Source organism: Flavobacterium panici (genome assembly GCF_024499525.1).
In the GTDB taxonomy this organism is placed as follows: Bacteria; Bacteroidota; Bacteroidia; order Flavobacteriales; family Flavobacteriaceae; genus Flavobacterium; species Flavobacterium panici.
Genome location: NZ_CP100437.1, coordinates 3,214,371 through 3,235,990, shown reverse-complemented (window position 1 = coordinate 3,235,990; position 21,620 = coordinate 3,214,371). Strand labels below are relative to the sequence as shown.

Below are 21,620 nucleotides of genomic sequence, written 5' to 3'. Positions count from 1 at the left end.
ATGAAAAAATTACTGTTCTAATTAATTTTGGTATAAAAAAAGAAATAACACTGCCTGCGAATGTCAAAGTATTAATGGGAAGCAAAATTCTAAAACCAAATAGTTTTATTATTTATAAAAATTAGTTTTCATCCTGCAAGGTTTTCGAAACCTTGCAGGTATGGTTCTAAAATAGTTAAGACCTACAAGGTTTCGAAAACCTTGCAGGACTAGCAAATCTGACAAGTTTAATTGTCGACTATTTCACTTCATAAATAAAAGATTCAGAAGGTTTTATTTTAACTCTTGCCGAACCTTCACCGTTTTTTACAGTAAAATAGGTTTTATCCTCAGAATATAATTTATCAACAAGCACATACGAACCATCTTTTAAATTCCATTTTGAAATAATATCTGATGGGATTTTTAATTCAAATTCACTTGTTTTTTCTGAAGAGAAATTAGCAACAATTATCAGTTTTTGATTTTCAGACCAGCGAACAAACGAATAAATCAATTCATCATATCCCACATTATTCTGACGGTTTACTGATTGAATTTCCTGAAAACTTCCCATTAAAGCCGGGCTTTTTATAGAGAAATTCAATAATCGTTTGTAAAAATCTCGTAAATGCTTTTCAGAATCAGACAATTGTCCGCCGTCAAATTTTCCTTCATTCATCCATTTTTGATGATTTGGAACTCCAATATAATCGAAAATAGAAGTTCTGGAACGAGTCCCAAAACCTGCATTTTCATTTCCGGCCTCTCCTACTTCCTGTCCAAAATAAACCATTGTTGGCGAAGTGCTCAAAGTAGTTGAAACTACCATTAAAGGTTTGCCGCGTTCCGGAGTTCCTGCAAATTCCGGAGAAGCTAAACGCTGTTCGTCATGATTGTCAAGAAAATGAAGCATATGATGCTCAATATCTGCCATTCCTTTTTGAATATCCGATAATCCATCCGGAGAAGATTTTCCACGAATAACATCTTTCAGTTTATCATAAGTTTCTACTTTATCATACAAATAATCCATTTTTCCTAAACGAATATAATTTCTGTATTCATTTGGATTATAAACTTCTGCCAATAAAAAAGCATTCGGATTTTTCATTTTAATTGCAGAGTTCATATAACTCCAAAATTCATACGGAACCATTTCTGCCATATCATAACGGAAACCATCAACACCTTTTGCTGTCCAGTATAAAGCTATTGATTTAAATTTTTTCCACGAATCGGGTATCTCTTTATCCTGCCAAAATGCAAAATGTTCCTGATAAGATTTTTGATCAAAACCAGTCGGAAGTTCAGGAAAATCTTTTGTACCGTCGGGACGAACTCCATAATTTACTTTTACTGTTTCATACCAGTCATTTTGATCCGGTTTTACTTTACGCGAACCATTTCCTGTCCACTTTGCCGGATTTTCATCAAAAACGCCATCAACAAGAGGATTTTTTTCTCCGTTTAACGGAATATCTCCATCGGGAATTTCAAAATGCATATTTGGAATATAGTAGAAATTATTGTCACGTTTGTATTCAACATTCACATCATCATCGGCACCAAAATCTCTTACACCCTCAGGATTATTTTTCCCTTCGTATTTTCTCGCAATATGATTTGGAACTATATCTATAATTAGTTTTAAACCTGCTTTATGTGTACGAGCAATTAAAGCCTCAAATTCCTGTAATCTGTTTGCGGGATTTACGGCTAAATCAGGATTTACATTATAATAATCTTTTACAGCATATGGTGAACCTGCACGGCCTTTTACCACTTCAGGATCGTCGTTTGAGATTCCATAAGCCGTATAATCACGAACCAAAGCGTGATGCGGAACGCCCGTATACCAAATATAAGTTACGCCTAAATCCTTAATTTCGTGAAGTGCTTTATCTGTAAAATCATTAAACTTTCCAACTCCGTTTTCTTCAATTGTTCCCCACGGTTTATTGGTTTTGTTTTTATTTCCGAATAAACGGGTAAAAACCTGGTAAACAACAATTTTATGATCTTTTGAATTTTCTTCTTTTACTTCACTCATTTTTAAATCTTTTGTTTTACAACCCGAAAACAACATTGCCGCGGCCATTCCCGCAACAATAAATTTACTTTTTATCATAGTTTTTTAAATCTAAACGTATCTGTTTATCGGAATTAGAAATCTAAATCCAATTCCTAAATTTAGTTTATTTTTTATAACTCCGAAGAATGCCATTTCAATTTATCATTTTGCAATAACGAAATCGTTAACTACAACGTGAGAGTTCACGGTTTTGTTGATAAAATTGAGGTACAAAGGTGCAAAGAGACAAAGGTTCAAAGGCCCTAAAATGTCATTAAAAATGCCAAATTCCACCTTTGAACCTTTGTACCTATGAGCCTCTGAACCTAAAAAGATAAATTAATGCTAATAACAATCTAAGGTTGTATCCTTTTTTATAAATTTGACAAAAATTTAATCACTTGAAGAAATTACTCTTTTTTATATCTTGTCTGCTTTTATTAAGTGTTCAAATCATTTCTGCGCAAGCACCAAAAAAAGCGCAGGGACCAAAAAAAATCAACATAGAACATTCTGATTATTTAGATGTGGATCAGGCTACAGCGCCTGATGCGGTCTTGCTTACCGGAAACGTAAAAGTAAACCATGACGGAGTAGTGCTTACTTGTAATAAAGCGTATTATTTTCAGAAAGAAAATTATTTAAAAGCCTTTGGAAATGTACAATTAGTACAAGGTGATACTTTGTTTTTAAATAGTAAATATGCCGAATATAACGGAAATATGAAAAAAGCTTTTGCAACTGGAGATGCTGTAATGACTTCGCCAGATGCTACTTTGCAAACAGACACTATTAATTTTGACCGAAATACCCAAGAAGTTTTCTACAATACAAAAGGAACAATTGTTAACAAAGACAATACTTTGGTTAGCAAGTCAGGAAGGTATTTTGTAGCCGAGAAAAAATTTCAGTTTTTGACAGAAGTTACGATTACGAACCCGAAGTATGTTATAAAATCAAATCATTTAGATTATTACAGTAATTCAGGGCATACTTATTTACTTGGTCCTTCAACAATTACCAGTAAAGCCAATTATATTTATACTGAAAAAGGGTTTTACGACACCAAGAAAAACCTCGCTCATTTTTTACGGAAATCATACATAAAATACGATGACCGACTCATTGAAGGAGATAGTTTATTTTATAATCGAAACACCGAATTTGCTTCGGCAACGCGAAATGTAAAAATCACAGATTCTATTAATAAAGGGCTTGTAAAAGGGCATTATGCCGAGATTTACAAACTAAAAGATTCTATGTTTGTTACCAAAAGGGCGGTTGCTATTAATTTAGTCGAAAACGATTCGGTTTACATTCACGGACAAAGATTAATGGTTACCGGAAAACAAGGTGAACGAATTTTGAGAGCGTTTAAAAATGTTCGTTTTTATAAAACCGACATGAGCGGAAAATGTGATTCGATACATTCAAATTCTAAAACCGCTTTAACAAAACTAATTGGAAGCCCGATTTTATGGAACGGCGACAGTCAGATTACAGGCGATTTAATGCATTTAATTGGCGATAATAATACCAAAAAATTAGATTCATTAAAGGTTATTAATAACACTTTCCTTATCTCCAAGGACACTTTAGGAACGGGATATAATCAGGTCAAGGGGCTCAATTTATTTGGAAAGTTTAAAGAAGGAAAACTCCACGATGTTGACGTCGTCAAAAATACCGAAGTCGTCTATTTTATGCGGAATGACGCCAATGAATTAATCGGAATTAATAAAAATGTCAGCAGTAAAATAAACCTGATTCTGGAGAATAATGCTGTAGAAACCATTACGTTTTTTAATCGTGTTGACGGAGATATTTTCCCCGAAGAAGATTTACCTGAAAATGCCCGTAAACTGCGTGGTTTTGTCTGGCGCGGTGACGAAAGAATAAAATCAAAAGACGATATTTTTACTGCCGAAGAAAATGAAATGAACGACAAATTAGTCAAAGAAGGAAAAGAGCAGGAAGAAAAAGATAAAAACGTTCCTATGAAAGTCAGGAAAGAGACTTTGAATTACGACAAGAAAAAACCAGCTGTGAAAACGGAGACTAAACCTAAGGTTAAATAGTTTTCAGTATTCAGTTTACAGTTTACAGACTTTGAAATTAGTCGCAGTATTCAGTCTCAGCTTTGCGATCTTCACATCAAGATGTAATCTTAGATTTTAACCTTACAAACTTTGCGTAAATCTTTGCGATCTTTGCGTTAAAAAAATAGTCTTAGTTTCAATTTTCAGTCGCAGTCACAGTTTTCAGCAACCTGAAACTTTAAACCTGAAACAAAAATCTAAGAACCTTAGCAACTTAGCATCTTAAAAAAAATGAACCCAGATTTTATAAAATACCAGGCACAAACTTCTCCTTATCCTTTAGGAATGGAAGTTTCGCACGCCATTGGATCATACATATACGATACAAACGATAAAAAATATTTAGATTTTGTTGCCGGAGTTTCGGCTTGTACGCTTGGACATCAGCATCCCAGAGTAAATCAGGCTATAAAAGACCAGTTAGACAAATATTCGCACGTAATGGTTTACGGAGAATATTCGCAAAGTCCGGCAGTTCAGTATTGCAAATTAATGGCCTCACTCCTTCCAGAATCACTAAACAAAACGTATTTAGTAAATTCAGGAACAGAAGCAATCGAAGGCGCTTTAAAACTAGCAAAACGAACAACAGGACGCAGTCAGCTTATTTCTTGCCATAACGCCTATCACGGAAACACGATGGGTTCTATGAGTGTTATGGGATTTGAAGAACGCAAACGAGCTTTTCGTCCTTTGCTTCCGGATGTAGATTTCATTACATTTAATAACGAAGCCGATTTAGAAAAAATAACAACCAGAACCGCAGCCATTCTTTTAGAAACAATTCAGGGCGGCGCTGGGTTTATTCAGCCGGAAAATAACTTTCTGCAAAAAGTCCGTAAGCGTTGTGACGAGGTTGGAGCGTTGATGATTGTAGATGAGATTCAGCCGGGTTTTGGAAGAACAGGAAAGCTTTTTGGCTTTCAAACCTACGATGTAGTTCCAGATATTGTTGTTATGGGAAAAGGTATGGGAGGCGGAATGCCGGTTGGCGCTTTTACTGCTTCGGCCGAAAGAATGGACCTTTTAACCGAAAATCCTAAATTGGGACATATCACCACATTTGGAGGTCATCCTGTCATTGCGTCAGCTTGTTTAGCTACTTTGCAGGAATTAACTGAGACAAATTTAATGCAGGAAGCCTTAGAAAAGGAAAAACTGTTCAGATCGCTTTTGGTACATCCTTTGATAAAGGAAGTTAGAGGAAAGGGATTAATGCTCGCAGCGATGACTGAAACGGCAGAAATAACGAATCAGGTTATTTTAAACTGTCAGGATAAAGGGCTAATACTGTTTTGGCTTTTGTTTGAAGGATGTGCAATCCGGATAACGCCGCCGCTTACGATTTCTGAAGAAGAAATAAGAGAAGGATGTTCCATAATTTTAAATGTTATGGATGAAATATTAAAAGCGGGCAATAATTAAATAATCTTTTAAAGATCAGAAGATTATAACTACATTTGGGACGTAAATTCTAAATTCATTGTTAATTAAATTGTTCAAAACAATTAATTTCCCTTCCCCACATCAATTATATGGTTGCCTAAATTTATAACAGGCTAATTTCAAATAAAACAAAGTATGCAATTAAGCAACGAAGAAGAAGATTATAACCTATCCTTATCGAAATTTGAGTCGATGTTAAAAACTAACAAAGTACTCTTTTTTGATTCTGAAGAATTTGAAGAAATTATTCTTCATTATTTAGATATAGGCAAGGCTAATTTAGCAAAAAAGGCCTTAAAACTTGCATTAGACCAACATCCAAAATCTACAGGCTTAAAATTAGTACAAGTAGAAATGCTGGTTTACGAAGACAAACTTGAAATAGCTGAGAAGCTTTTAAACGAGTTGTATGCAATCGAACCAAACAACGAGGAAATTTATATCCAAAAAGCAAATATTTGTTCTAAAAGAGATCAACACGAAAAAGCGGTAGAATTACTTAAAATTGCCCTGCAATATACAGATGATTATGCCGACGTGTACAACTTGATTGGAATGGAATATCTTTTTATGGATAATCTTGAACTGGCAAAAGAGAGCTTCATTAAATGTCTTGAAGAAGATTTAGAAGATCAATCTGCCTTATATAACGTAGTTTACTGTTTTGAATTTTTAGATCAAAATCAGGAAGCTATTGTTTATCTGAACGACTACATCAACAAAAACCCATATAGCGAAATTGCATGGCACCAGCTTGGAAGACTGCATTATGGCGTAAAAGAATATGAAAGTGCTATTCGTGCTTTTGACTATGCAACCCTAATCGACGATGAGTTTTTAGGTGCATTTATGGAAAAGGCAAAAGCTTACGAGCGTCTTAAAAAGTACAATGAAGCTATCGAAAGCTACAATCGTACAATTGAATTAGACGATGCGACTTCATATGCTTTACTTCGTATTGGTAAATGTTATGAAAAATTAGGAAATGCTGTAAAAGCGCTTCAATATTACAACCAGACTGTTCACGAAGATCCGCTTTTAGATAAAGGCTGGATTGCGATTACAGATTTTCATGTTCGCCAAAAGAATTTTCAAAAAGCCTTATTTTTTGTCAATAAAGCATTAGCAATCGACAATCAAAATCGTTTGTATTGGAAACGTTATGCAACGATCAATAAACAAATGAACTTTTTTGAAGAAGCTGAATTTGGATACAGAAAAGCAGTTGAATTTGGAGATTATGCTCTTGATACCTGGTTATATTGGGTTGATATTCTTCAATTTTTAGGAGAATTTGAAAGTGCTATTCAAACCTTGCTTCAGGCTTCAGAATATTTTCCGGAAGAAAACGAAATCGAATATCGTTTGGCAGGATTGTATTTTATGATTCAGGACAATACAAAAGCAAAATTCCATTTAAGTAATGGATTGCGTTTGAACTTTGATAATTATATTCTTATCGAAGATTTATTTCCGGTAGTTTGGACAAAAAAAACAGTTAGAAATTATATCGAAAAACACAGAAAATAATAATGATTGATATTTTAAAAAGGCGTTTTGGCTTATTGGGCCGTAATATTAGTTACTCATTTTCAAAAGGTTATTTTACAGAAAAATTTAATGATGAAATTTTCGTCGGCAACAGCTATGAAAACTTCGACATTTCTGAGATCAGCCATTTTACAGGATTATTAAAAAACAATCCGGATTTGAAAGGTTTAAACGTTACAATTCCTTATAAAGAACAGGTAATTCCTTTTTTAGATAAACTATCAAAAAAAGCAGCTTTAATTGGTGCTGTAAATACTATTAAGTTTACCAAAAACGGAAAGCTAAAAGGTTACAACACCGATTATTATGGCTTTAAAAAATCATTAAAACCTTTATTAGAACCGCATCATAAAAAGGCATTAATCCTTGGTACCGGCGGTGCTTCAAAAGGTGTAGCTTTTGCACTGGATGAACTGGGTATTCTTTATACTTTTGTTTCCAGAGAAGCAAAAGAAAATATCATTGATTACAACTTGATTAATGCTACTACTTTTGACAATTATCAAATTATAATCAATTGCACACCAGTTGGTACAAGTCCTAACATAGAAGCTTGTCCTGACCTTCCTTATGAGTTTTTTACAGAAAAACACATTGCATACGATTTGATTTATAATCCTGCCGAAACTCAATTTCTTAAAAATGCCAAAGAAAGAGGTGCCGTAATTAAAAACGGATATGATATGCTTATATTTCAGGCAGAGAAAGCCTGGAAAATCTGGAACAAATAAAAAAACTTGGAATGTAGGAAATTAAAGTAATTTTTGTAAATTAGTCTACTCATTTGTAGATAGTTATGAAAAAATCAATACTTTACTTCTGCATTTTATTTTTTATTTCACTTGCTTCTACAGCACAGGAATCTCAAAACACAAATGAGACCGCAAGTAGTGTATATACAGAAGCCCGATATCATTATTATTTAAAAACGATTTTACTTTTTAATGAATATTTAGATACTGATTCCGGTTCGTTTAATACAACACAGCTCCGATTTTTACATCCTATTGCCAATAAGGCCTGGAATTTAAGAGTTGATCTTCCATTGATTTCTACTAATACTTCTTCTATAAATAAAACCGGAATTGGAGATATAGGTGTCGGAATCAGCTATATTCCTTACTTAGAACATAAAAATGGCGGAGTTGCTTTTCGTGCTCGGGTTATATCAAACTCGGCCGTTGATCCTGCTTTGGGATCAGGAAAATGGGTTGTTGCTCCTGCTGTTTTCTATGGAAAATACCTGGTCATGAATAAATTTTTATGGATAAGTTCCTTAGAAAACCAATCCAGTTTTGCAGGATCAGACAACAGAAGCGATATCAATACGACATCTTTTGAAAATTACTTTATGTATATTTTTGGAAAAAACTGGTTTGCTGCCGATGCCGCTTTTAGATATAATAACACAAATAAAGGGTTTCCAAATAATGCTTTTGTAGAATTTGGCCGAAAAATAACGGCAAATGATATGACATATATCCATCCGAGCGTTGGTTTTGGAAATCATAAATCTTATAATTGGGGAATTGAAGTTGGAATGCTGATTTTATTTTAATCAGAAATCGACAAAAGTTTCTGTTTAAAATCATTAGTTTAACTTCAATCTTCTAAAAATAATGGGAAATTGAAATTTTTATTTCCTTCAAACAATTTATAAAAATTAACATATCAAAGGTGTAAATGATAGTAAAGAATAAGAATTTCATCGTAAAATACAGCATAAACAAACGATTTATTTTGTAGTTAGAAACACCTTTACTATCTTTCGCTCTGTTTAAAGTAAAAACCTTATACATTTAAAATGTTAGAAGAAAAGAATGATAACCTGCAAGATGCAGACGGAAAGTTAGGAATCGATATTAGTGATTCTACACAAGATGATACAGTTGAAGCTGCAGAACCTGAAACCGTAACTGATAATCCTGTTTCAAGCCCTGAAAATGAAGTTGAAGAAACAGCAGAAATTGAAGAAACTGATCATCAAAGTGCATTAGATGCCATAACAAATTCAAACGCCGAAGAAAGTGAAGATGAAACGCTAAAAGAGCGTCATGATATTCCTATGAAGGATTATGATACTTTTTCTTTGGATGCACTGGTAGACGAGCTTAAAAAATTGGTTAATATAGACAAAACAATGTCTGTAAAAGATCATATTGAGGAAATCAAAAAATCATTTTTACTGCAATACAACCATCTTATAGAAGAAAAAAGAGAAGAATTTAATGCTTCAAAAGAAGATCCAAATGAAGAATTTGAATATCATTCTCCTCTAAAATCTAAGTTTGATGAATATTATAATATTTTTAGAGAGAAAAGAAATGCTCACTTTAAACATTTACAAACTAATCTAAAATCTAATTTAGAAAACAGACTTGCAATAGTTGAGGAATTAAAGGAACTTATAAATCCGCAGGCCAATATAAAAGACACTCTTAAGCATTTTAATGATTTGAGAGAAAGATGGAAAAATGCCGGAGCAATTCCAAAAGACAAATACAATCACGTTTGGAACAATTACCACTTTCATGTAGAAAATTTTTATGATTATCTGCATTTAGATCGTGAAGCACGTGATTTAGATTTTAAACACAATTTAGAACAAAAACAAAAAATCATTGCAAGAGTTGAAGAGCTTGTAAATGAAACCGACATAAGTAAAGCGTTTCGTGAATTGCAGGATTTACACAGACTTTGGAAAGAAGATATTGGTCCTGTTTCTAAAGAACACCGTGATTCTATCTGGAATAAATTTAGCGAACTGACGAAAAAAATTCACGATAAAAGAGAAGTTTTATTCGAAAGCCAAAGAGCAAACGAACAGCAAAATCTTGAAGCTAAAAAAGAAATTATTTCTAAAATCGAGGTTTTAGGAACTGAAAAAGTAAACTCGCACTCGCAATGGCTTGTTCAGATTCAAAAAGTAGAAGCTTTAAGAAATGAGTTTTTCGCTGCAGGTAAAGTTCCTTCTGAAGTAAATGAAGAAACCTGGGCCGCATTTAAAATAGCTGTTAGAAATTTCAATGCCTTTAAAAATTCATTTTATAAGGACATCAAGAAAGATCAAAACGACAATTTAAATAAAAAAATGGCTCTTGTAGCTAAAGCCAAAGAATTGCAGGAAAGCACAGATTTTGGTTCTACTACTCCCATCATGAAGCAAATTCAGGAAGAATGGAAACAGATTGGTCATGTTCCTAAGAAATATTCAGATAAAATCTGGAAAGAATTTAAAGATGCGTGCAACCATTATTTTGATAAATTAAAAGAACACAAATCAGAAGAAAATGCTGATGAGGTTGCTGCATTTGACAACAAAAAAGCTTATTTGGATATTTTGAGAGCTTACCAGTTAACTGGTGATCACAAAACAGATCTTGATGCTATAAAACAACATATTGAAATCTGGAAAGGTTACGGAAAAGTACCTTTTTCAAGACGTCATATTGAAGGGAAATTCAATAAAATTTTAGATGCTCTTTTTGAGAAACTAAGTTTAAGCAAAAAAGAATCTGAAATGATGCGTTTCTCTAATAGAATTGATTCGTTATCAGACAGTAACGATACAAGAAAATTAGATAATGAAAAGATTTTCATTATGCGTAAAATTGAAGAAGTTCAAAATGAAATTTTCCAGTTAGAAAATAACATCCAGTTCTTTACCAATACTAAAAATGCTAAAAAAGAGAATTCAATTGTTACGGAAGTACGTAAAAACATTGCTATTCACAAAGAAAGCCTTGAAGTATGGAAAGATAAATTGAAACAATTAAGAAACTTAAATCAGCCGGAATAATTGTCAGGTTGAGCGAAGTCGAAACCATTTAAATATAAAAGGTGTAATGAAATTCATTGCACCTTTTTTTTGTGTTTATTTTTGCGCTCATTTTTTAACGCAAAGACCGCAAAGATTTTTTTTATTAAGGAATGTTTAAAAACATAAGTTCGCAAAGCTGTTGTCAAGACAAAGCTTTGCGAACTTTATACAATGGTGTAAAAACAAAAACTTTGCAAACTTTGCGCAAATCCTTAGCGTTATTTTTTTAACGCAAAGACCGCAAAGATTTTTTTATTAAGGAATGTTTGAAAACATAAGTTCGCAAAGCCGTTGTCAAGACAAAACTTTGCGAACTTTATACAATGGTGTAAAAACAAAAACTTTGCAAACTTTGCGCAAATCCTTAGCGTTCTTTGCGTTAAAACTCCACAATTCAACTTTCAACAAAACCTAAAACTTAACATTCTCATTAAATTTCGTAAAACTATTCTGCAAAATATTGATTATATTTGAGTTACCACTATTACTGGCAATCAAACAAATAACATTTAATACTAATTTTTAAATAAGAAGAACATGAAATTTACAAGAAAAGCAAATGCCAACTGGCAAGGAACCGGCATGGAAGGAAAAGGAACAATAAGTACACAAAGTACAACATTAGATAACGCACAATTGTCTTTTAAAACAAGATTTGCAGACGGAGTTGGAACAAACCCTGAAGAATTAGTTGCAGCGGCGCATTCTGGCTGTTTTACAATGCAGTTAAGCTTTTTACTTAACGAAGGCGGTTTCACTGCAGATGATTTGTCTACAGAAGCTACAGTAACTTTTGAAGACGGAACGATAACTTTAATTCATTTAGATTTAAAAGGAAAAGTGCCATCAATATCTGCAGAAGAGTTTGAAAAAACGGCTGCGAAAGCAAAAGAAATCTGCCCAATTTCAAAACTTTTAAATACGACTATAACTTTATCAGTAACATTGGTGAGTTAATTTATTTTCTAAGCATAAAAAAAACCATCCCGTTTTACAGGATGGTTTTTTTATATAATAAAATGACTAATATTAGTTCATTGTTGCTTTTAAAGCTTTTGCTTCAGCAGTCATTTCTAATGCTTTATAAACTCCTAATAATGTTTTAGCAACATCTTCGTTTTTAGGATCTAATTCATTTGCTTTTTTAAGGTAAGGAATTACACCTTTAAAAACGCCTTCTCTTTGTGCTTTTAAAACGTCGTAACGTTTCATATCTTTTGCAGAAGTACCCAATTTATTCATTTCGTCAATGATTGGTTTTTCAGCTTCTAATTTTAATGCAGCAAGGTTAAGGTATGCATTAGTATAGTTTGGATTGATTTCGATAGCTTTTAAATAGTATTTCTCAGCGTCAGCTTCATTCTTAGAATTTGCACTTAATACTCCTAAGTTAAATACTAAATCAGCATTGTTTGGATCTTTTTGCAAAGCTTCTCCAACTAATTTTTTATACTGATCGTAATCTTTTGTTTCAAGGTATAAGTTAGCTTCTGTAAGAATCAAAGAGCTGTCATCCGGATTTGTTTTTCTAGCGTCAGCAATTGCTTTTTTAGCATCTTCGATTTTTCCTTTTTGAACTAAAATCAATGCTAAGTTTTTGTAGATTTCTCCTCTTTTTGAAGGAATAGCTTCTGTTTTAGGTTTTTCGTGAGTTCCTAATTTTATAGCTAAATCTCTTTCTTTAGCATTAGCAAAGTTATCTTCATTGTTATTCGCTTTGTTTGTAGCTAAATATAAAGTTCCTTTACCAGAATAATTTAATTTTTTCAACTCTTCATACATTGGAAGCGCTGTATCAAAATCCTGTGCGTTTACTGCTGTAGATGCTGCATAGTAAAGATTGATAGTATCTTTTTTATCTAACTGGTAAGCATCATATAATTTTTTAGCACCGTCAGAATGTTTGTTTGCCTGAGTATCAGCGATCGCTGAGTTAATCAACAAACCTTTGATATTTGTAATCGAAGCCGCTGCCTGAGTTGAATATTTCTGTTTTCCAGATGTATTTTCAACATCAATCAATTTTTTATAGCTGTCAGCCGCTGCAGTTAAGTTTTTACTTTCTTCAACTTTTTTAGTTGCAAGGTCCAAATAAGCATTTCCTTGTACAAAATAATATTGAGCCTGCTCCGTATCTTTTGCATTTACTATAGAGTTTTCAGCATCTTTTAGCTGCGCAAGTGCTCCTTGTGCATCACCGCTTTTCAATGCTTTTTCAGCATTTTTAATCTGATCTTTTTGAGCAAATGTAGCTACAGAAATCAGTAATGCTGACGCTAGTATAACATATTTACTTTTCATAATGTTCAATTTGTATATTTAATTTAATTTTCTTGTGGTTTTATTTCTATTCTTCCGATTCTTCTTCTTCAGAGTCATCGTCGTCTTCCACTACATCATCAGCGTCATCGTCGTCGTCGTCAGCAGTTCCATCATCTTCAAGAACTTCATCCAGATCCGGCTTAACTCTTTCAATTGCAGATTCAACAACATTACCATCTTCATCTACAATAACTTCTTCTACATCATCTTTCATAACTTTTGTAACAGCAGCGATAGAATCTTTTCCTTTTAGGTTAATCAATCTAACACCTTGAGTAGCACGTCCCATAACACGTAAATCCTCAATTGCCATTCTAATTGTTAATCCGGACTTGTTGATGATCATTAAATCATCAGAATCTGTAACGGCATTAATCGAAATTAATTTTCCTGTTTTCTCCGTGATATTTAGCGTTTTCACCCCTTTACCTCCACGGTTTGTAATTCTGTACACATCTTCTCCATCGTCGTCAACTAATTTGGTACGTTTTCCGTATCCGTTTTCAGTTACCACTAATATTTGAGAATCAGCAACATCATTTTTAGCTACAGTAACCATACCAATTACTTCATCAGTATCATCTTTTAAAGAAATTCCACGAACTCCGGAAGCTGTTCTTCCCATCGGACGTGTTTTGGTTTCTTCAAAACGAACCAATTTACCAGACTTAACTGCCAGGATAATTTGGCTTTCACCGTCAGTTAATTTAGCTTCAAGTAATTCATCACCTTCCTTAATTGTAATAGCGGCAACTCCATTTACACGAGGCTTAGAATATTTCTCTAAAGAAGTTTTCTTAACCTGTCCTTGTTTCGTAACCATTACAAGGTTATGCGTATTGATATAATCTTTGTCTTTTAAGTCTTGTGTACAAATGAAAGCTTTTACTTTATCGTCGCTTTCAATATTCACTAAGTTTTGAATTGCTCTACCTTTAGCGGTTTTACTTCCTTCCGGAATTTCGTAAACACGCATCCAGAAACATTTTCCTTTTTGGGTAAAGAACATCATATATTGGTGGTTGGTTGCAACGAACATATGTTCAAGGAAATCCTGATCTCTTGTTCCTGCGCTTTTTTGACCAACTCCGCCTCTATTTTGAGTTTTATATTCTGTTAAGTTGGTACGTTTGATATAACCTGCATGCGAAATTGTAATAACCACATTTTCATCAGCAATCAAATCTTCGATACTTACATCTCCACCAGAATATTCAATAGTAGAACGACGTTCGTCTCCGTATTTCTCACGAATTTCTTCAAGTTCTTCCTTAATTAAGTTAGTTCTTAAATTAACATCTGCTAATAAAGCTTTTAAGTGCTCGATTAATTTCATTAATTCCTCAAACTCAGCTCTTAATTTATCTTGCTCCAGACCTGTTAACTGACGTAAACGCATCTCAACAATAGCTCGGGCCTGAATGTCTGACAAACTGAATCTTTCAATTAATTTTTCACGCGCTTCTTCTGTGTTTTTAGAACCTCTGATGATCGCAATTACTTCATCAATATTATCAGAAGCAATAATTAATCCTTCTAAGATATGTGCTCTTTCTTCAGCTTTACGTAATTCAAATTGAGTTCTACGAACTACAACATCATGACGGTGCTCAATAAAGTAGTGAATCATATCTTTTAGATTCAACATTTGAGGACGTCCTTTTACAAGTGCAATATTATTTACACTAAAAGAAGATTGTAATGATGTGAATTTATATAAGGTATTTAATACTACGTTTGGTGTAGCATCACGTTTCAGGATATAAACGATACGCATACCGTTTCTATCAGACTCGTCACGAATATTTGCAATACCTTCAATTTTTTTATCATTAACTAAATCAGCCGTACGTTTGATCATCTCGGCTTTGTTAACCTGATATGGAATTTCGGTAACAATAATACATTCTCTTCCATCAACTTCTTCAAAACCAACTTTGGCACGCATAACAATACGTCCTCTACCAGTTTTAAAAGCTTCGCGAACGCCTTCATAACCATATATTACACCACCGGTTGGAAAATCCGGAGCTTTAATATGTGTCATTAATTCGTCAACTTCGATATCATTATTATCAAGGTACGCTAATGTACCGTTAATAACTTCTGTTAAATTGTGCGGCGGCATATTAGTCGCCATACCTACTGCAATACCTGTTGCTCCATTTACTAATAAGGTAGGAACTCTTGTAGGCATTACTTTTGGCTCATATAAAGTATCGTCAAAGTTTAATTGAAAGTCAACTGTTTCTTTTTCGATGTCTGCCATAATATCCTCAGATATTTTACGCATTCTCGCCTCAGTATAACGCATTGCTGCCGGACTGTCACCATCAACAGAACCAAAGTTACCCTGACCGTCAACTAATAAATATCGCATACTCCATTCCTGAGCCATACGAACCATTGCATCATAAACAGAGGTATCACCGTGTGGGTGATACTTACCTAAAACCTCCCCTACAATTCTCGCAGATTTTTTGTGGGCAGATCTTGAAGTTACACCTAAATCATACATTCCGTAAAGAACTCTTCGATGCACTGGTTTCAAGCCATCTCTAACATCAGGAAGTGCTCTCGATACAATTACTGACATCGAATAATCGATGTAAGCTGATTTCATTTCATCTTCAATGTTAATAGGAATTAACTTTTCTCCTTCAGACATAAGTTGTTATGTTTTAATAATTACATTAGTTTCAAAGCGTGCCAAGATACGTTTTTTTAAAATTTTTTCAGCTATTTCCTTACACTTATTTAAATGATTTATTAACAACTTTATTTTAGGTTTTAGTTAATAAATTAAGCGTTTTTTAACGCTTTTATTGTTATTTTTTTTGTCAATTAGCTGACAGTAGTTCTCGATGGGTATGGTTTTTGTTTTTCAAACTGTAATTCATTAAATTTACAATACCAATTATATATTATGGATGATAATTTTTCACCAAGAGTAAAAGATGTTATTACATACAGTAAGGAAGAAGCCCTTCGTTTAGGACACGACTTTATTGGTACTGAGCATCTAATGCTGGGCATTTTAAGAGATGGTAACGGAAAAGCTATTCATATACTTAATAACCTAGCAGTCGATCTAGACCATTTACGCAGGAAGGTAGAAATACTGAGTCCAGCCAACCAGAGCGTTGAGATAAATGCCGAAAAGAAAAACCTTCATCTGACCCGACAGGCCGAAAGGGCATTGAAGACCACTTTTCTTGAAGCTAAAGTATTTCAAAGTTCGTCGATTAGCACAGCTCACTTGCTTTTATGCATCTTACGAAACGAAAACGATCCAACAACCAAGCTATTGAATAAGCTAAAAATAGATTATGACATAGCTAAAGAACAATATTTAAACATGACGCCAAACGAAGAAGAATTCTTAGAAAACTTGCCAAGAAACGAATCGTACAATGACGATTCAGGACAAGATGACAGTCTAAAGGAAAGTAGTTTTAATAATCCAGCCAATAAGTCAAACAAAAAATCTAAAACGCCTGTTTTAGATAATTTTGGGAGAGATTTAACAGAAATGGCTGAAGAAGGAAAACTAGATCCTGTTGTAGGACGCGAAAAAGAAATTGAACGTGTTTCACAAATTTTAAGCCGAAGAAAAAAGAACAATCCGCTTCTTATTGGAGAGCCCGGAGTTGGTAAATCTGCTATTGCAGAAGGACTTGCTTTGCGTATTATCCAGAAGAAAGTATCCCGTATTCTTTTTCACAAACGTGTTGTAACATTGGATTTGGCAAGTTTAGTTGCCGGAACAAAATACAGAGGCCAGTTTGAAGAAAGAATGAAAGCCGTAATGAACGAGCTGGAGAAAAACGATGACATTATTCTTTTTATTGATGAAATCCACACTATTGTAGGAGCTGGAGGAGCAACAGGCTCACTTGATGCTTCAAATATGTTCAAACCTGCATTAGCAAGAGGAGAAATACAATGTATTGGTGCTACAACTCTTGATGAGTACAGACAATATATTGAAAAAGATGGTGCTTTAGAAAGACGTTTCCAAAAAGTAATTGTTGAACCAACTTCTGTTGAAGAAACAATCGCGATTTTGAACAACGTAAAAGACAAATACGAAGACCACCACAACGTTACTTATACACAGGAAGCAATTGAAGCTTGTGTGAAATTAACAAACAGATATATGTCTGAGCGTTTCTTACCGGACAAAGCTATTGACGCTATGGACGAAGCCGGATCTCGTGTTCACATTACTAATATTGATGTTCCAAAACAAATTTTGGATTTAGAACGTCAGTTAGAAGAAGTTCGCGAAATGAAAAACATGGTAGTTAAGAAACAAAAATATGAAGAAGCTGCCAAACTTCGCGATGATGAAAAACGCATTGAAAAAGATCTAGCCGTTGCTCAGGAACAATGGGAAGAAGATTCTAAAAACAACAGAATTGAAGTTACAGAAGATAATGTAGCCGATGTTGTTTCTATGATGACCGGAATTCCTGTTAACAGAATCGCACAGACAGAAAGCAACAAATTAGCACAATTACCTCAATTAATTCAAAATAAAGTAATTGGTCAAAATGAAGCTGTTCTTAAAATTGCACGTTCTATTCAACGTAACAGAGCCGGACTTAAAGATCCTAATAAACCAATTGGTTCATTTATTTTCTTAGGTCAGACCGGAGTTGGTAAAACACAATTAGCAAAAGTTTTAGCAAAAGAATTATTCGATTCTGAAGATGCGTTAGTTCGTATTGACATGAGCGAATACATGGAAAAATTTGCAATTTCTCGTTTAGTTGGAGCGCCTCCGGGATACGTAGGTTACGAAGAAGGTGGACAATTAACGGAGAAAGTTCGTAGAAAACCATATTGCGTTGTACTTTTAGATGAGATCGAAAAAGCGCATCCAGATGTGTTTAATATGATGTTACAAGTTTTAGATGACGGATATTTAACAGATAGTTTAGGTCGTAAAATTGACTTTAAAAACACTATTATTATCATGACATCTAACGTTGGAGCCCGTCAGTTAAAAGACTTCGGACAAGGTGTTGGATTCGGAACTGCTGCAAAAGTAGCTCAGGCCGATGAAAACTCAAAAAGCATTATCGAAAATGCATTGAAAAAAACCTTTGCTCCTGAATTCTTAAACAGAATTGACGACGTAATTGTATTCAACAGTTTAGAAAAAGGAGATATCGATTTGATTATCGAAATCGAATTGAAAAAACTTTATTCTCGTATTGCTGAACTTGGTTACAAATTAAGCTTAACAGACAAAGCCAAAGCATTTATTGCTGAAAAAGGTTTTGATAAGCAATTTGGGGCAAGACCGCTTAAAAGAGCAATTCAAAAATATGTTGAAGATTTGTTAGCAGAAGAAATCATTACTTCGAAAATACATTCAGGCGATGAAATCATGATGGATTTGAAAGAAGATTCACAAGAACTTTCGGTAGAAATTCACAAAGCCGAAGAGCCGACAAATCAATAAATTACTTAAAATTCATAACAAAAATAATCCACCCGTTACGTTTTCATAACTTAACGGGTATTTTTTTTGGATAATTTACTATCTTTAGTAAAAGCAAATAGCTATTTTTGAATTTAAATTCTATAATTAAAAAACAAAGTATGCTTCAAAACAAAGTCATTTTAGGCAGCGAAGAATGGTGCGCATTTCCAGAACTTGGAATCCCGACAATTAAGGCTCGTGTCGATTCTGGTGCCAAAACTTCGGCAATGCACGCTATCAACATAGCTCCTTTTATAAAAAATGATGCTAATTGGGTTAAGTTTGACATTAATCCGATTCAAAATAATATTAAAACCATCATTCATTGCGAAGCTCCGCTTGTTGATAAAAGAATTGTAAAAAGTTCAAGCGGTTTTAGAGAACACCGTTATGTAATTCAGACCAATATTAGAATTGGCGATTCAAAATGGCCAATCGAAATGACTTTGACCAATCGTGATTCGATGGGTTTCCGTATGCTTTTAGGACGCGAAGCCATGAGCGGACGTGTATTGGTTGATCCGGAAGAAAAATACTTACTTGGTCAACCTACAAGTGAAGCTTTAAAAGAATTATATCAAAACTCAGAAAAAGCAAGTTCTGGTTTACGAATTGGTCTTTTAGCCAGTAATCCGGAATTATACAGTAATAAAAGAATCATGGAAGCGGGCGAAATGCGCGGCCATGAAATGCATTTTTTGAACATCAAAGAATGTTACATGAAACTCGATGCCAAAACTCCGGAGATTCATTACAGAGGCGGAAAAATCTTAAATCAGTTTGATGCCATAATTCCCCGAATTAGACCAAGTATAACTTTTTACGGCTGTGCCTTAACACGTCAGTTTGAAGCATTGAAAGTTTTCGTTTTAAATTCAGCTACAGCCATAACACAATCAAGAGATAAATTATATTCACTGCAATTGCTTTTAAACAGCGGTATTGATATCCCAACAACTGGTTTTGCCAATTCTCCGCTGGATACAGACGATTTAATTAAGATGGTTGGAGGTTCTCCTCTAATTGTCAAATTATTAGAAGGAACGCAGGGAAAAGGTGTTGTTTTAGCCGAAACCAAAAAAGCGGCAGAAAGTGTTATCAATGCTTTTAAAAGTTTAAATGCAAATATCTTAGTTCAGGAATTCATCAAAGAAGCAAACGGAAAAGATATTCGCTGTTTTGTAATTGACGGAAAGGTGGTTGCTGCGATTCAGCGTGAAGCAATGCCGGGCGAATTTAGAGCAAATATTCACCTTGGCGGAACAGCATCTGTAATCAAAGTAACTTCCGAAGAGAAAAAGATCGCGATTAAGGCCGCAAAAGCCATGGATTTAAAAGTAGCTGGTGTGGATATTATTCGTTCTTCAAAAGGGCCATTATTATTGGAGGTAAACTCTTCTCCAGGTCTTGAAGGAATCGAAGGCGCAACAAATAAAGATATTGCCGGAGAAATGATCAAAGCAATTGAAAAGAATTTTAAATTGAGTTAAGTTCATTTAAACTTAATTCCGAATAAATAATTTAGCAGCTTTGTCAAAGTTTTAAAACTTTGACAAAGTTTTTTTTTAACTTTAAAATAAAAAACATGCTTTTTCCCTATTTAGATATCATATTAAGAAGCGTTGCCGTCTATTTTTTCATGACAATTGCCTTACGCGTTTTTGGTAAAAAAGAACTTTCGCAATTAAATACGGCAGATATAATTCTGATTTTGCTAATTAGTAATTCCGTTCAAAATGCAATGGTTGGGCCAGACACAAGTCTTTCGGGAGGTTTAATTGCTGCATTAGTTTTATTTATAATCAATTTTATCATTAAAAAATTGACGCGCAAATACAAGGTTTTTGGCGAACTTTTATTAGACAAACCCGAAGTATTAATTCATGATGGAAAGCTCGATTTTAAAGCTTTAAGTAAATTAGATATTTCTGACGAAGAATTAAAGGAAGCCATGAGAGAACATGGAATCGAATTTTTTAAAAATGTAAAGCTTGCAATGTTAGAAATTGACGGAACGATCAGTATAATTTCTGAAGATCAGGAAAAATTAAAACAAACGCATTATAAACGTAAGCACAATCACAAAAGTCTTCAAAATTTTAATTAAAGAGAAACAAAAAACTTTATTTCTTATTTTTTAAAAGGGATTTTTGATTTACCATAAAATGATAAAAGTAAATCCTCATCCGCAAACCTCCCATCCAAATCATATCTCATAGGTGTTTTTACCAATAGTGTACTAAAGTTTCCTTCTACATCAATGTAAATCTTTTTCATATAATATCTTTCAGAAGAAATAAGACAGTCATTTATAGCAAATAACATTTTTTTTCGGGAAGACTTTTGAATCCCCATCATATCACTAACCTTAGCTATTACTAAAATAGTATCATTTCTTTCAACTGTATAATATTTTAATTTATCTGTATTTATGCCTTTCAAAGATTTACTGACCGACTCTTTTATAAAACAGGAAATTACATCCGATTCTTCATTTGGATTGCTTGTCACTTTCTTTTGATCTACTTTTAAGCGAATTCTTCTTATATCATCGTCGCCTTTACAAGAGAAAAGCAAAAAAAATACCAATAAGAAAAGCGGTGAAAGCTTATTGTTTTTAAAGATATGTATCAATTGGGATTAGCAGTTTTAAAAACTCATTTCAATCTATTTCAATACTTTAGAAAATGAGTTTACATGTTTAATAATCCTGCAAATATCAATTTACAAAATATTAAAAATGACTGCTAAAAATTATAAAAACACCATTTACAGACATATTTCCATTTACAATTAAACGAAACAAAAAAAGCCGATTTCAATTGAAATCGGCTT

14 protein-coding genes are annotated in these 21,620 nt (G+C 33.6%); 10 read left to right on the top strand and 4 right to left on the bottom strand.

Going from position 1 to position 21,620, the window contains the following annotated elements:
• Positions 1 to 238: 238 nt before the first annotated feature.
• Positions 239 to 2,110 (bottom strand): alpha-amylase family glycosyl hydrolase, encoded by a 1,872-nt coding sequence (locus NLJ00_RS13860; RefSeq protein WP_256634170.1) that lies wholly within the window; start codon positions 2,108 to 2,110, stop codon positions 239 to 241.
• Between the two features lie 344 nt (positions 2,111 to 2,454).
• Between NLJ00_RS13860 and NLJ00_RS13855 the strand changes: the two genes are divergently transcribed.
• The 7 genes from NLJ00_RS13855 to NLJ00_RS13825 all read left to right on the top strand — a co-directional run bounded on the left by NLJ00_RS13855 (position 2,455) and on the right by NLJ00_RS13825 (position 11,926).
• Complete coding sequence (locus tag NLJ00_RS13855; RefSeq protein WP_256634169.1) at positions 2,455 to 4,131, top strand: OstA-like protein; 1,677 nt, start codon at positions 2,455 to 2,457, stop codon at positions 4,129 to 4,131.
• 252 nt (positions 4,132 to 4,383) lie between these two features.
• The gene (locus tag NLJ00_RS13850; RefSeq protein WP_073482360.1) at positions 4,384 to 5,577 is read left to right on the top strand and encodes an aspartate aminotransferase family protein; all 1,194 of its coding nucleotides are present in this window, start codon (positions 4,384 to 4,386) and stop codon (positions 5,575 to 5,577) included.
• Between the two features lie 156 nt (positions 5,578 to 5,733).
• A complete protein-coding gene (locus tag NLJ00_RS13845; protein WP_053473553.1) occupies positions 5,734 to 7,128 on the top strand; it encodes a tetratricopeptide repeat protein in 1,395 nt (464 codons plus the stop codon).
• Positions 7,129 to 7,130: 2 nt separating this feature from the next.
• On the top strand, positions 7,131 to 7,880 hold the full coding sequence (locus NLJ00_RS13840; RefSeq protein ID WP_256634168.1) for a shikimate dehydrogenase family protein: 750 nt from the start codon (positions 7,131 to 7,133) through the stop codon (positions 7,878 to 7,880).
• Positions 7,881 to 7,945: 65 nt separating this feature from the next.
• Positions 7,946 to 8,707: a lipid A phosphoethanolamine transferase gene (locus tag NLJ00_RS13835; protein ID WP_256634167.1), complete on the top strand. Its 762-nt coding sequence runs from the start codon at positions 7,946 to 7,948 to the stop codon at positions 8,705 to 8,707.
• A gap of 246 nt (positions 8,708 to 8,953) precedes the next feature.
• Positions 8,954 to 10,948: a DUF349 domain-containing protein gene (locus NLJ00_RS13830; protein ID WP_256634166.1), complete on the top strand. Its 1,995-nt coding sequence runs from the start codon at positions 8,954 to 8,956 to the stop codon at positions 10,946 to 10,948.
• 558 nt (positions 10,949 to 11,506) lie between these two features.
• On the top strand, positions 11,507 to 11,926 hold the full coding sequence (locus tag NLJ00_RS13825) for an OsmC family protein (protein ID WP_256634165.1): 420 nt from the start codon (positions 11,507 to 11,509) through the stop codon (positions 11,924 to 11,926).
• Between the two features lie 72 nt (positions 11,927 to 11,998).
• Here NLJ00_RS13825 and NLJ00_RS13820 read toward each other — a convergent pair whose 3' ends face one another.
• Positions 11,999 to 13,270: a tetratricopeptide repeat protein gene (locus NLJ00_RS13820; RefSeq protein ID WP_180857703.1), complete on the bottom strand. Its 1,272-nt coding sequence runs from the start codon at positions 13,268 to 13,270 to the stop codon at positions 11,999 to 12,001.
• 46 nt (positions 13,271 to 13,316) lie between these two features.
• Positions 13,317 to 15,959 carry a DNA gyrase subunit A gene (gene gyrA / locus NLJ00_RS13815; RefSeq protein WP_180857702.1) on the bottom strand — a complete coding sequence of 881 codons (2,643 nt, stop codon included), beginning with the start codon at positions 15,957 to 15,959 and terminating at the stop codon, positions 13,317 to 13,319.
• Between the two features lie 258 nt (positions 15,960 to 16,217).
• On the opposite strand from gyrA, the gene NLJ00_RS13810 reads away from it, so the two are divergent.
• From NLJ00_RS13810 to NLJ00_RS13800, 3 genes are all read left to right on the top strand, one after another.
• Positions 16,218 to 18,764: an ATP-dependent Clp protease ATP-binding subunit gene (locus NLJ00_RS13810; RefSeq protein ID WP_053473561.1), complete on the top strand. Its 2,547-nt coding sequence runs from the start codon at positions 16,218 to 16,220 to the stop codon at positions 18,762 to 18,764.
• A gap of 140 nt (positions 18,765 to 18,904) precedes the next feature.
• Positions 18,905 to 20,275 (top strand): 30S ribosomal protein S6--L-glutamate ligase, encoded by a 1,371-nt coding sequence (rimK, locus tag NLJ00_RS13805; RefSeq protein ID WP_256634164.1) that lies wholly within the window; start codon positions 18,905 to 18,907, stop codon positions 20,273 to 20,275.
• 95 nt (positions 20,276 to 20,370) lie between these two features.
• A complete protein-coding gene (locus NLJ00_RS13800) occupies positions 20,371 to 20,892 on the top strand; it encodes a DUF421 domain-containing protein (protein ID WP_053473564.1) in 522 nt (173 codons plus the stop codon).
• Positions 20,893 to 20,915: 23 nt separating this feature from the next.
• On the opposite strand, the gene NLJ00_RS13795 is transcribed toward NLJ00_RS13800, so the two are convergent.
• On the bottom strand, positions 20,916 to 21,419 hold the full coding sequence (locus NLJ00_RS13795) for a hypothetical protein (protein WP_256634163.1): 504 nt from the start codon (positions 21,417 to 21,419) through the stop codon (positions 20,916 to 20,918).
• Between the last annotated feature and the right edge of the window lie 201 nt (positions 21,420 to 21,620).